The organism is Pseudomonas sp. Choline-02u-1 (genome assembly GCF_002836515.1).
Taxonomy (GTDB): Bacteria; Pseudomonadota; Gammaproteobacteria; order Pseudomonadales; family Pseudomonadaceae; genus Aquipseudomonas.
On sequence record NZ_PJBC01000066.1, the window covers coordinates 188,245 to 201,318 of the forward strand.

The window sequence follows — 13,074 nt, forward strand, 5'->3', positions numbered from 1 at the left end:
GCAGCGGCTTTTGTATTTTCTGAAATAACGCAGTGGAGAGCCGCATGGTTCCCGTAATCGCCCTGGTGGGCCGACCGAACGTCGGCAAGTCCACCTTGTTCAACCGCCTGACTCGGACTCGCGACGCCATCGTCGGCGACCTGTCCGGTCTGACCCGTGATCGCCAGTACGGTGAGGCCAAGTGGCAAGGGCGTTCCTACATTCTGATCGACACCGGCGGTATCTCCGGTGACGAACATGGTATGGACGAAAAAATGGCCGAGCAGTCGCTGCTGGCCATCGAAGAAGCCGATGTGGTGCTGTTTCTGGTAGATGCCAAGGCCGGTTTTACCGCTGCCGACCAGATGATCGCCGAGCATTTGCGCAAACGTAACAAGCGTTCCCACGTGGTTGCCAACAAGGTCGACAACATCGACCCGGAAATGGCCCGCGCCGAATTCGCCCCGCTGGGCATGGGCCACGCGATCCCGATCGCCGGCGCCCACGGCCGTGGCATCACGCAATTGCTGGAAGCCGCTCTGAGCGAATTCCCGCGCGATGATGACGAGCCGGCTGAAGGCGAAGAGGAAGAAGTCGTTGCCGAAGGCGAGGAAGCCAAGCGCATTCCTGGTCCGAGCGAAAAAGACGGAATCAAGATCGCCATCATCGGTCGTCCGAACGTCGGCAAGTCGACCCTGGTCAACCGCATGCTCGGTGAAGACCGGGTCATCGTGTATGACCAGCCGGGCACTACCCGCGACAGCATCTACATTCCGTTCGAGCGCAATGAAGAGAAGTACACGCTGATCGACACCGCCGGTGTGCGCAAGCGCGGCAAGATCCACGAAGAAGTCGAAAAGTTCTCCGTGGTCAAAACCCTGCAGGCGATCAAAGACGCCAACGTGGTGATCTTCGTCATGGACGCCCGCGAAGGTGTGGTCGACCACGACCTCAACCTGCTGGGCTTCGCGATCGAATCCGGTCGTGCGTTGGTCATCGCGATCAACAAGTGGGACGGCATGACGCCGAGCGAGCGCGACTTCGTCAAAGTCGAGCTGCAACGCCGGCTGTTCTTCGTCGACTACGCCGACATTCACTTCATCTCGGCGCTGCACGGCACGGGCGTGGGCAACCTCTACGCTTCGGTGCAGAACTCGTTCAAGTCCGCTGTGACCCGCTGGCCGACCAACCGCCTCACCCAGATTCTCGAAGATGCGGTGGGCGAGCACGCACCGCCGATGGTCAACAACCGCCGGATCAAGCTGCGTTACGCTCACTTGGGTGGCGCGAACCCGCCGATCATCGTGATCCACGGTAACCAGATCGAGAAAGTGCCGAAGTCGTACGTGCGCTATCTGGAGAACACTTACCGTCGTGTACTCAAGCTGGTCGGTACGCCGATCCGCATCGAGTTCAAGGGCGGCGAGAACCCGTACGAAGGCAACAAGAACACGCTGACCGACCGCCAGGTCAACAAGAAGCGGCGCTTGATGTCGCACAACAAGAAAGCCAGCAAGAAGCGCCGCGACAAGAAATAACGTCGCTTGCAGGATCGTTCCCACGCAGAGCGTGGGAACGATCAGTCAGAGAGAAGGGCGCCGGTTGGCGCCCTTTTTTTATGGGCGCCGGATGGGCTATCCTCGGGCTCTCCCGAGCCGTCGTCAGAGCCGGGTGTCGAGAGAGAACCCCCGATGATCACCAGCAAGCTGCCGAATGTCGGCATCACTATTTTCACGCAGATGTCTCAGCTCGCGGCGCAGACCGGCGCGATCAACCTGTCGCAGGGTTTTCCGGATTTTGACGGGCCGCAGTCGCTGCGTGATGCGGTCGGGCGGCATATCGCCAGTGGCCATAATCAGTATTCGCCGATGACCGGGTTGCCGGCGTTGCGCCAGCAGATCGCGGCCAAGATCGCCCGCAGCTATGGCGTGAATGTCGATGCCGATCATGAAGTGACGGTAACGCCCGGCGCGACCCAAGCGATCTTCTGCGCGATTCAGGCCGTTATCCACAGTGGCGACGAAGTCATCGTGTTTGATCCATGCTACGACAGCTACGCGCCGGCGACGGAGCTGGCGGGTGGTCGTTGCGTGCATGTGCACTTGAATCCGGACGATTTTTCCATCGATTTCGACCAGCTCGCCGCGGCCCTGAGCCCGCGCACTAAAATGATCGTCATCAACACCCCGCATAACCCCAGCGGCGCATTGATCAGCCGCGACGAGCTCGATCAACTGGCGGCCTTGATCCGTGATCGCGACATCTATCTGATCAGCGACGAAGTCTACGAACACCTGGTGTTCGACGGCGTGCCGCATGTCAGCGTGCTCGCCCATGAAGAGCTCTATCAGCGCGCGTTCGTGATCAGCTCGTTCGGCAAGACTTACCACGTCACCGGCTGGAAAACCGGCTATGTCGTCGCCCCGCCAGCGCTGACGGCCGAGTTGCGCAAGGTGCATCAATACGTGAGTTTCTGTGGCGTCACACCGCTGCAATACGCGCTGGCCGATTACATGGCCGAGCACCCCGAGCACGTTGAACAATTGCCGGGTTTCTATCAGGCCAAGCGCGATCTGTTTTGCGATCTGCTCGCGCCGTCGCGGTTCAGCTTCACCCGTGCCAGTGGCACTTATTTCCAGTTGGTTGATTATTCACAGATCCGTCCTGATCTGAATGATGTCGACATGGCCACGTGGATGACTCGCGAGCACGGTGTCGCGAGCATTCCGGTGTCGGTGTTCTACCAGAATCCACCGCAAGGCCAGCGCTTGATACGGCTGTGCTTTGCCAAACGCGAGGAGACGCTGCGTGAAGCGGCGGCGAAACTATGCGTGATTTGAGTGCTTTGCCAGACCTGACTCTGGCGCTGGTTCAGACCAGCCTGGCCTGGCACGACCGCCAGGCCAACCTCGAGCATTTCGAGCTGTTGCTGGAGCAGGCCCGTGGGGCCGATCTGATCATCCTGCCGGAAATGTTCACTACCGGTTTTTCCATGGAGTCGGAAACCCTCGCCGAAGCCGAAAACGGCCCGACCAGCAAATGGCTGCGAGCGCAGGCGGCGAAATTCGATGCGGTCATCACTGGCAGCGTGATTATTCAGGCGGCTGACGGCAGCCATCGCAATCGCTTGCTGTGGGCGCGGCCGGACGGCGAAGTGCTGCATTACGACAAGCGTCACCTGTTCCGCATGGCTGGCGAGCACAACCATTACACGCCCGGCGAGCGGCAGGTGCAGTTCGAGCTCAAGGGCTGGCGGATTCGTCCGCTGATCTGCTACGACCTGCGCTTCCCGGTGTGGAGCCGCGATGCGCAGGACACCGATCTGCTGCTGTACACCGCCAACTGGCCGGGCGCACGGCGTCTGCACTGGAATCGCCTGCTGCCGGCCCGAGCGATTGAAAACCTCTGCTACGTGGCGGCGGTGAACCGGGTCGGCAGCGATGGCAAGGGCTTTGCGTATACCGGTGACAGTCAGGTGCTGGATTTCCAGGGCGAGACGTTGCTGGCGGCGGGGGAGGCGGATGGCGTGTTCCAGGTGATTCTGGAAGCGGCGCCGTTGGCGGCTTATCGTGAACGCTTTCCGGCAAACCTGGATGCCGACACCTTCGAGTTCACCTGAAAAGCAAAAGATCGCAGCCTTCGGCAGCTCCTACAGGATGTACGCCGTCCCAATGTAGGAGCTGCCGAAGGCTGCGATCCTTTGATCTACAACAAAAAGGCCCCGGAGCTCACACTCCGGGGCCTTTCGCGTTTCAGCGGTCGATTACGCTGCTTTCGCGTCTGGCTGGCTCAGCGAGCGGTTCAGTGCGCTGAACAGTGCCTTGAAGCTGGCGGTGGTGATGTTTTCATCGATCCCCACGCCGTGCACCGCACGTTCACCGTTCACGCGCAGTTCGATGTAGGCCGCCGCTTTGGCGTTGGTGCCGGCGCCGATCGCGTGTTCGTTGTAGTCCATGATCTCCACCGGAACCGGCAGACCGGCCACCAATGCCTCCAGCGCGCCGTTACCTTTGCCGCGCCAGTGCAGGTTGGTTTCGCCCTGACCTTTGCTGGCCACTTCCACTTCGACGGCGCTGTTGCCGTTTTCTTCCTGCAGACGATGGCTGACCAGCGCGTACGGGGTGTTGGCCTGCAGGTATTCGCTGATCAACAGCGAGTGAATCTGCTTGGCGGTCATCTCCAGGCCCAAGCGATCGGTTTCACGCTGCACCACCTGGCTGAACTCGATCTGCATGCGACGCGGCAGGCTGATGCCGTATTCCTGCTCCAGCAAGTAGGCGATGCCGCCCTTGCCCGACTGGCTGTTGACGCGGATCACCGCCTCATAGCTGCGACCAATGTCGGCCGGGTCGATCGGCAGGTATGGCACTTCCCACAGGGTGTCCGGTTTCTGCTGGGCGAAGCCCTTGCGGATGGCATCCTGGTGCGAGCCGGAGAACGCGGTGTGCACCAGGTCGCCCACATACGGATGACGCGGGTGCACCTGGATCTGGTTGCACTCTTCGACGACCTTGCGCACGCCGTCGATGTCGGAGAAATCCAGCTCAGGGTTCACGCCCTGGGTGTACATGTTCAGCGCGACGGTGACGAGGTCGACGTTGCCGGTGCGCTCGCCGTTGCCGAACAGGCAGCCTTCGACGCGATCGGCGCCGGCCATCAGGCCCAGCTCGGTGGCCGCGACGCCTGTGCCACGGTCGTTGTGGGTGTGCAGGCTGATGATCACGCTGTCACGACGGTTGATCTTGCGACCGAACCACTCGATCTGGTCGGCGTAGACGTTCGGCGTTGCGCATTCAACGGTGGCCGGCAGGTTGAGGATCATCTTGTGCTCAGGCGTCGGGTTCCACACCTCGATCACCGCGTCACAGACTTCCTTGGCGAATTCCAGCTCGGTGGCGCTGAAGGTTTCCGGTGAGTATTCGAAGGTCCACTCGGTCTCTGGCTGCATCGCTGCGTATTTGACGAACAGTTTGGCGGCGTTGACCGCGATGGCCTTGATGCCGTCCTTGTCCTGGTTGAAGACGATGCGACGGAAAGAAGGCGAGGTGGCGTTGTACAGGTGAACGATGGCTTTCTTCGCCCCGCGCAGGGATTCGAAGGTGCGCTCGATCAGATCTTCACGGCCCTGGGTCAGCACCTGAATGGTGGTGTCATCCGGGATGTGGCCTTCTTCGATCAGCGTACGCACAAAGTCGAAGTCGGTTTGCGAAGCCGCCGGGAACGATGCTTCGATTTCTTTCACGCCGACCTGCACCAGGGTTTTCCAGAAGCGCAGCTTCTTCGCCGCGTCCATCGGTTCGATCAGCGACTGGTTGCCGTCACGCAGGTCGGAGCTGCACCAGATCGGCGCGGTGTCGATGGTCTTCGACGGCCAGGTGCGATCCGGCAGGTTGATGACGGGAAACGCGCGGTATTTCGAAGACGGGTCTTTGAGCATGCTCATCGGGAAATTCCTTGTTGTCTGGGCCGAAAAGAGGCGGCCTGCCGGTTGAACGAATGTTCTTGGGAAAGCGTGGGACGAGGCGCAGCGATTCAGCCTGGCAGTCGTGCGCTGACGAGGCACAGGCTGCGGTGCTGGCGAAGCTGAATGAGGGTGTGAGAGGTTTTCATGGCCTCAACCCTAACCGCGAGGGGGAAGGATGGCAAGCAGTCGGAAAAAATTGAGAGGAATACCCGAAAGTCGCGATTTTGCGCGATTTTATTGCGCCTGATTCACTCGAGTATCGTTATTTTTGCGTGGGGCTTGGTAGGGGCGCAATCGAGCCGGCGGTGTGTCATGGGGCCTTGTGGTGCTGGTCAGGGCGCCTTCGCGGGCAAGCCCGCTCCCACAGGTTATTCGGGTGTACATGAGATTTTTGTACGACACGGACACTGTGGGAGCGGGCTTGCCCGCGAAGAGGCCAGCAGCCTCCACACAATATTCAGGGTTGGAACGCGCCAATGAAAATCGCCGGATCGACCCGCGCATCATTCAGGCTGACGTTCCAGTGCATATGCGGACCTGTCGCGCGGCCGGTCGCGCCGACCTTGCCCACCACTGCGCCACGAGCCAATTGCTGGCCGTTCTTCACATCGATCTTCGACATGTGACAGAACATGCTGATAAAGCCCTGGCCATGGTCCACGAACACGGTATTGCCGTTGAAGAAGTAATTGCCGATCAGAATCACCTTGCCCGCCGCCGGCGTCTTGATTGGCGTCCCGGCCGGTACCGCGAAATCCAGGCCCGCATGAGGATTTCGCTCTTCACCGTTGAAGAAACGGCGCACGCCGAACTTGCTCGACAGCGGCCCGTTCACCGGTTTGTCCAGCAGCAGGTTGCTCGGCGTGTTCGGGCTGAAACTGCGGTAAGCCGCGATCTGTTCCGCCAGTTCACCCTCGATGCGCTTGAGGTTGTCTGCGTTCGGGTTGACCTGCTGTTTGTTCTTCAGGGTGATGTGCTGTTCCGGGTACTTCTTGCTGCCGACGGTGAAGGGCAGATTGCGCCCGCCACTGCTGATTTGCTGTGCACCGGGCTTGACCGTCAGCGGTACGCCGACAATCGCCAGCCAGTTGTTCTGTTCTTTCACCACCAGCACCGGTTTGCCCTGATACGTGGCTTTCGGCGCTTGTGCTGCCGCGCCCAGATCCACCACGGCGACGCCGCCCGGCACCGGTTTGTTCAACAGGCGAGTGATGTAACTGTCGGCGTGAGCATTGAAAGCCAGGCAGAGCAACAGCAGCGGAGCAAGAAAACGCGGCATGGATCAGTCCAGTAAAGAGAGGGTGACGGGCGTCAGGTGGTTATCCTCGACGCGCACTTGCAATTCGCCTTCGCCCAGTTTGGCTTTCAGGCGTTGGCCGGTGTGGGTCTGCGCGGCGTTGCGAATCGCGTGGCCACGCTCGTCGAGCAGGATGCTGTAACCGCGACCGAGGGTCGCCAACGGGCTGACCACATGCAGGGTCTGCATCTGACTGTGCAATTGCTGACGACGTTGTTTCAGGCCATCGCGCATGGCACGGGGCAGGCGTTCGGCGAGGCTGTCGAGGCGCTGACGGAGCATGGCCAATTGGCGTCCCGGGTGTTGCCCGGCGAGGCGGGTTTCCAGGCGGATCAGGCGTTCGCGGCGGGTATTGAGACTGCGCTCGAAGGCCCGGCGCATGCGCATGTCCAGATCGTCGAGGCGCTGGGCCTGCTGACGCAGACGTTCGCCAGGATGCCGCAGCCGTCTGGCCATGCCTTCCAGACGCAGGCGATCACGCATCAAGCGATCGCGCATGCGCATCACCAAACGTCGATGCAGGCTCTCGACCTGACGGATCAGATGGCTGGAATCCGGGGCGAGCAGTTCGGCGGCCGCCGAGGGTGTCGGTGCGCGGACGTCGGCAACAAAGTCGCTGATCGACACATCGGTTTCATGGCCGACGGCGCTGACGATCGGCGTTACGCAGGCATCGACCGCGCGCGCCACGGCTTCTTCGTTGAAGCACCAGAGGTCTTCCAGCGAGCCGCCGCCACGGGCGAGGATCAGCGCATCGAAGCCACGGGCATCGGCCATTTTCAGAGCGCGGACGATTTGCGCAGTGGCTTCGCGGCCCTGTACGGCGGTCGGAATCAGGGTCAGTTGCACCTGCGGCGCACGGCGGCGGAACACGCTGATGATGTCGCGAATCACTGCGCCGGTCGGCGAACTGATGATGCCGATGCGTTGCGGGTGCGCGGGCAGCGGCACTTTGCGTTCGGCACTGAACAAGCCTTCGGCGCTGAGCTTTTCCTTCAGCGCATCGAAGGCCAGACGCAGCGCACCGTCACCGGCAGGTTCAACGGTGTCGAGGATCAGTTGATAGTCGCCACGGCCTTCGAACAGCGAAACCTTGCCGCGCACCTTGACCGCCAGACCATCTTTCAATGCCTGACGCACTCTCGCGGCGTTCTGCCGGAACAACGCGCAACGCACCTGCGCGCCGCTGTCCTTGAGGGTGAAGTAGACGTGACCGGACGCCGGGCGCGCAAGGTTGGAAATTTCGCCTTCTACCCAGATGTTGCTGAACACGTCTTCGAGCAACACCCGCGCGCGGCCGTTGAGCTGGCTGACGGTCAGGATTTCTCGGTCCAGGCCAAGTCTTGCGAAGGGATCTTTAATCATGGGGCGCAGTTTAAAGGCATTCTTCTGCTCATTGCACGAACCCTGTAGGAGCTGTCGAAGGCTGCGATCTTTTGATCTTGTTTTTTTAGCATCAAGATCAAAAGATCGCAGCCTTCGGCAGCTCCTACAGGGGAGTATTGGTAACTTGTTAAGGAAATGCAGTGATGAGCATGATGGAACTGTTGGGGGCGTGGACGTGGGGCGCGGGCGGTTGGGCGGCTATCGGGCTGGCCATTGCCTTGGCCTACATCGTCTTTGGTATTGCCGGTTTCGGCACGGCGCTGGTGGCGGGGCCGATTCTGATCCTGTTCATGCCGCTGTCGAAAATCGTGCCGCTGCTGGTGTTGCTGGATTTCGTTGCGGCGTTCGGCAATCTGCTGCCTTCGCGGCGGGACGTGGCCAGAGCGGAGTTGCTCAGGCTGCTGCCGTGCATGGCGATCGGCTGCACGCTGGGGGTGATCTTCCTGCTGAATCTCAAATCCGATCTGTTGCTGCTGTTGATGGGCCTGTTTATCAGCGCCTATGCGGTTTACAGCCTGTGGGTGAAAGCGCGGCCGGCACAGTTGTCGGCGGCGTGGGCCGTGCCCATGGGCACGGTGGGCGGATTGTTCGGTGCGTTGTTTGGCAGCGGCGGTTTTTTGTATGCGATCTATCTGAACAGTCGCTTGCCCAAAGAGGCTGCGCGGGCCACGCAAAGTGCGTTGATCAGTTGCAGCACCGTGGTGCGTTTGAGTCTGTTTGTCATCGCCGGTGTCTATGCCGAGCTACCCTTGTTGATGCTGGCCCTGTGTCTGTTACCGGCGATGGCACTGGGCTTGTGGATCGGCCGGCGTTTGAGCATGAGGCTTTCGCGCGAGGCATTTGTGCGGCTGGTGACGTGGCTGGTGCTGGCCAGCGGAATCGCGTTGATCGTGCGTTATTTCAGCACTTGACCGAATTTCTTGAGGGATTAAGCTGCCGGCCTTTGGAACGCCTGCTCGCGAAGGCGTCAGAAGCCATACCGCAGGACTCTCCATGAACTCGCAAAGCATCATCGTCCCGAAAATCTCCACCCTGCCGGTGCACGAACCCCGGGCGCGGGCGATCGTGCGTTGGCTGGTGCGCAAGAACATCATCGAAGAACAACTGACCACCTGCGGGCGCACCGGCAACCGCATGGCGCACGCCATCGCCGACGGCGCCCGCGCAGTGGTGCTGCACCCCGAGGCGCTGCCGTTCGGTGAGCCGATCAATGGCCTGGAAATTGTCACCAAGCGCTGCATCTATACCCCGGCCAAAGGCTTCCTCGAAGAAGCCGGTTGCGCCGAGTGCCGCCGCGAAGTCGGCGAGGCACTGTTCGAAAGTCTCGAGGACTGGTTTCCAGGTCGCACCGACAATTTCACCTGCCCCGAATGCGGGCATGAAGACGACATCAACGGTTTCCTGTTTTTGCAGGAATGCGCGTTTTCCAACCTCGGCTTCATTTTCAATAATTGGCTGGAGGCGGGGTTCAAGCAGAGCTTTATCGACGAGTTCGCCGATTGGCTCGATCAACCTGTAAGTTGGGTAAAGGTCGAGCTCTGATCCCAGTAGGAGCTGCCGAAGGCTGCGATCTTTTGATCCTGCCTTTGAAAAGCAAAGTCAAAAGATCGCAGCCTTCGGCAGCTCCTACAGAAAGCCAGGTTTTCCATCTATCAATTAGGCTGAGTTTTACATTGAACAGCAGGGGGTGTCTGACTATAATGGCGCGCTTCCATTTTCCCGCTCGGGAGCCCCCGCGATGCTGCGTATCAGCCAAGAAGCTCTGACATTCGACGACATTCTCCTAGTGCCCGGTTATTCCGAGGTGCTTCCCAACGAAGTCAGTCTCAAGACCCGTCTTACCCGTGGCATCGAACTGAATATTCCTCTGGTTTCTGCCGCCATGGACACCGTTACTGAAGCCCGTCTGGCAATCGCCATGGCTCAGGAAGGTGGCATCGGCATTATCCACAAGAACATGACCATCGAGCAGCAAGCTGCCGAAGTGCGCAAGGTCAAGAAGTTCGAAGCCGGTGTGGTCAAGGATCCCATCACCATCGAGGCCGATGCCACGGTGCGTGATCTGTTCGAACTGACCCGTCTGCACAACATTTCCGGCGTTCCGGTATTGCACGATGGCGACCTGGTCGGCATCGTCACCTCCCGCGACGTACGTTTCGAAAACCGTCTGGAAGCCATCGTCCGCGAAGTGATGACGCCCAAAGAGCGTCTGGTCACGGTCAAGGAAGGCGCCGACAAGAACGACGTCCGTGAACTGCTGCACAAGCACCGCATCGAGCGCGTGCTGATCGTCGACGACAAATTCGCCCTCAAAGGCATGATGACCGTCAACGATATCGAAAAAGCCAAAGCCTACCCGCTGGCCAGCAAGGACGATCAAGGTCGTCTGCGCGTTGGCGCTGCGGTCGGCACCGGTAAAGACACCGGTGATCGCGTGACCGCACTGGTCAACGCCGGCGTTGACGTGGTGGTGGTCGACACCGCGCACGGTCACTCCAAGGGCGTGATCGACCGCGTTCGCTGGGTCAAGGAGAACTTCCCTGAAGTGCAGGTGATCGGCGGCAACATCGCCACCGGCGCTGCCGCCAAGGCCTTGGCCGAAGCGGGCGCCGACGCAGTCAAGGTCGGTATCGGCCCAGGCTCGATCTGCACCACCCGTATCGTTGCTGGCGTCGGCGTGCCGCAAATCAGTGCCATCGCCAACGTCGCCGCCGCCCTTGAAGGCACCGGCGTGCCGTTGATCGCCGACGGCGGCATCCGTTTCTCCGGTGACCTGTCCAAGGCCATCGTCGCCGGTGCGTCCTGCGTGATGATGGGTTCGATGTTCGCCGGTACTGAAGAAGCCCCGGGCGAGATCGAACTGTTCCAGGGCCGTTCGTACAAGGCTTATCGCGGCATGGGCTCGCTGGGCGCCATGTCCCAGGCGCAAGGCTCGTCCGACCGTTACTTCCAGGACTCCTCGGCAGGCGCCGAGAAACTGGTTCCGGAAGGCATCGAAGGCCGTGTGCCGTACAAGGGCACCCTGAGCGCGATCATTCACCAGTTGATGGGCGGCCTGCGTTCCTCGATGGGTTACACCGGCAGCGCCAACATCGAAGAAATGCGCACCAAGCCCGAATTCGTGCGGATCACTGGCGCCGGCATGGCCGAATCCCACGTTCACGACGTGCAGATCACCAAGGAAGCGCCGAACTACCGCGTAGGTTGAGGCTTCCAGCAAAACGTTAAATCACCGGGGCTGTTCATTCAGCCCCGAGTTGTTTCTGATTCACTACATGAGAATGAGTCATGGCCCTCGACATTCACGCTCACCGCATCCTGATCCTCGACTTCGGTTCGCAATACACCCAGCTGATTGCCCGCCGCGTGCGCGAGATCGGCGTGTACTGCGAACTGCACCCGTTCGACATGGACGAAGATGCGATCCGCGAATTCGCCCCTAAAGGCGTCATCCTCGCCGGCGGCCCCGAGTCCGTGCACGAAGCCAACAGCCCGCGCTGCCCGCAGGCGGTGTTCGACCTGGGCGTGCCGGTGTTCGGCATCTGCTACGGCATGCAGACCATGGCCGAGCAACTGGGCGGCAAGGTTGAAGGTTCCGAACTGCGTGAGTTCGGTTACGCTCGCGTTGACGTGGTCGGCAAGAGCCGCCTGCTCGACGGCATCGAAGATCACATCGACGCCGACGGCCTGTTTGGCCTCGACGTGTGGATGAGCCACGGTGACAAGGTCACCAAGATGCCGGAAGACTTCCACATCCTCGCCAGCACCCCGAGCTGCCCGATCGCCGGCATGTTCAACGACGATCGCGCGTACTACGGCGTGCAGTTCCACCCGGAAGTGACCCACACCAAGCAGGGCGGTCGCATCCTTTCGCGTTTCGTGCTCGACATCTGCGGCTGTGAAGCCCTGTGGACGCCATCGAAAATCGCTGAAGACGCCATCGCCAACATCCGCGCTCAGGTCGGCACCGACAACGTCCTGTTGGGCCTGTCCGGCGGCGTTGACTCCTCGGTGGTTGCCGCGCTGCTGCACAAGGCCATCGGCGATCAGTTGACCTGCGTCTTCGTCGATAACGGCCTGCTGCGTCTGCACGAAGGCGAGCAAGTGATGGCCATGTTCGCCGAGAACATGGGCGTCAAGGTGATCCGCGCCAACGCCGAAGAGCAGTTCCTCAACAACCTGGCCGGCGAAGCCGACCCGGAGAAGAAACGCAAGATCATCGGTCGCACCTTCATCGACGTATTCGATGCCCAGTCCAATAAACTGGAAAACATCAAATACCTCGCGCAGGGCACCATCTACCCGGACGTGATCGAGTCGGCTGGCGCGAAAAGCGGCAAGGCCCACGTGATCAAGTCGCACCACAACGTGGGCGGCCTGCCGGAAGAAATGAACCTGAAACTGGTCGAGCCACTGCGCGAACTGTTCAAGGACGAAGTCCGTCGTCTGGGCCTGGAACTCGGCCTGCCGTACGACATGGTCTACCGCCACCCGTTCCCGGGCCCGGGTCTGGGCGTGCGCATCCTCGGCGAAGTGAAGAAGGAATACGCCGACCTGCTGCGTCGTGCCGACCACATCTTCATTGAAGAACTGCGCAAGGCCGACTGGTACCACAAGGTCAGCCAGGCTTTCGTGGTGTTCCAGCCAGTGAAATCGGTCGGCGTGGTCGGCGACGGTCGGCGTTACGCGTGGGTCGTGGCCCTGCGTGCCGTAGAAACCATCGACTTCATGACCGCGCGTTGGGCGCACCTGCCTTACGAACTGCTGGAGACCGTCTCCGGCCGCATCATCAATGAAATCGAAGGTATCTCGCGCGTCACCTACGACGTGTCGAGCAAGCCGCCGGCGACGATTGAGTGGGAGTGATCCCGCTGCACGCTGATCGACGCATCGAGTAAGCAAAAAACCCTTGGCCTCAAGCCAAGGGTTTTTTCGTTTCATGATCCCG

At 60.6% G+C, this 13,074-nt stretch carries 10 protein-coding genes; 7 read left to right on the plus strand and 3 right to left on the minus strand.

The features are described 5' to 3' along the window. Positions 1-44 precede the first annotated feature (44 nt). The 3 genes from der (at position 45) to CXF97_RS25625 (ending at position 3,598) form a co-directional block, all read left to right on the plus strand. Complete coding sequence (gene der, locus CXF97_RS25615; RefSeq protein WP_024014210.1) at positions 45-1,517, plus strand: ribosome biogenesis GTPase Der; 1,473 nt, start codon at positions 45-47, stop codon at positions 1,515-1,517. A gap of 153 nt (positions 1,518-1,670) precedes the next feature. Then, a complete protein-coding gene (locus tag CXF97_RS25620) occupies positions 1,671-2,819 on the plus strand; it encodes a pyridoxal phosphate-dependent aminotransferase (RefSeq protein WP_101162033.1) in 1,149 nt (382 codons plus the stop codon). Then, positions 2,807-3,598, plus strand: a complete 792-nt coding sequence (locus CXF97_RS25625) for an amidohydrolase (protein ID WP_101162035.1) — start codon at positions 2,807-2,809, stop codon at positions 3,596-3,598. The genes CXF97_RS25620 and CXF97_RS25625 overlap by 13 nt, the downstream gene beginning before the upstream one ends. Positions 3,599-3,742: 144 nt before the next feature. On the opposite strand, the gene leuA is transcribed toward CXF97_RS25625, so the two are convergent. The 3 genes from leuA to xseA form a co-directional block, all read right to left on the minus strand. Further along, positions 3,743-5,422, minus strand: coding sequence for a 2-isopropylmalate synthase (gene leuA / locus CXF97_RS25630; RefSeq protein WP_101162037.1), 1,680 nt, complete (start codon positions 5,420-5,422; stop codon positions 3,743-3,745). 478 nt (positions 5,423-5,900) lie between these two features. Continuing rightward, positions 5,901-6,722, minus strand: a complete 822-nt coding sequence (locus CXF97_RS25640; RefSeq protein ID WP_101162039.1) for a peptidoglycan DD-metalloendopeptidase family protein — start codon at positions 6,720-6,722, stop codon at positions 5,901-5,903. A gap of 3 nt (positions 6,723-6,725) precedes the next feature. Next, on the minus strand, positions 6,726-8,105 hold the full coding sequence (gene xseA / locus CXF97_RS25645; RefSeq protein ID WP_101162041.1) for an exodeoxyribonuclease VII large subunit: 1,380 nt from the start codon (positions 8,103-8,105) through the stop codon (positions 6,726-6,728). A 164-nt stretch (positions 8,106-8,269) separates the two neighbouring features. On the opposite strand from xseA, the gene CXF97_RS25650 reads away from it, so the two are divergent. From CXF97_RS25650 to guaA, 4 genes are all read left to right on the plus strand, one after another. After that, positions 8,270-9,037 (plus strand): sulfite exporter TauE/SafE family protein, encoded by a 768-nt coding sequence (locus tag CXF97_RS25650; RefSeq protein WP_101162043.1) that lies wholly within the window; start codon positions 8,270-8,272, stop codon positions 9,035-9,037. 82 nt (positions 9,038-9,119) lie between these two features. Beyond that, complete coding sequence (locus CXF97_RS25655; RefSeq protein WP_101162045.1) at positions 9,120-9,668, plus strand: sugar ABC transporter ATPase; 549 nt, start codon at positions 9,120-9,122, stop codon at positions 9,666-9,668. Between the two features lie 196 nt (positions 9,669-9,864). After that, positions 9,865-11,334 (plus strand): IMP dehydrogenase, encoded by a 1,470-nt coding sequence (gene guaB, locus CXF97_RS25665; RefSeq protein ID WP_101162046.1) that lies wholly within the window; start codon positions 9,865-9,867, stop codon positions 11,332-11,334. Positions 11,335-11,414: 80 nt separating this feature from the next. Beyond that, positions 11,415-12,992: a glutamine-hydrolyzing GMP synthase gene (guaA, locus tag CXF97_RS25670; protein ID WP_042608327.1), complete on the plus strand. Its 1,578-nt coding sequence runs from the start codon at positions 11,415-11,417 to the stop codon at positions 12,990-12,992. Positions 12,993-13,074: the final 82 nt, after the last annotated feature.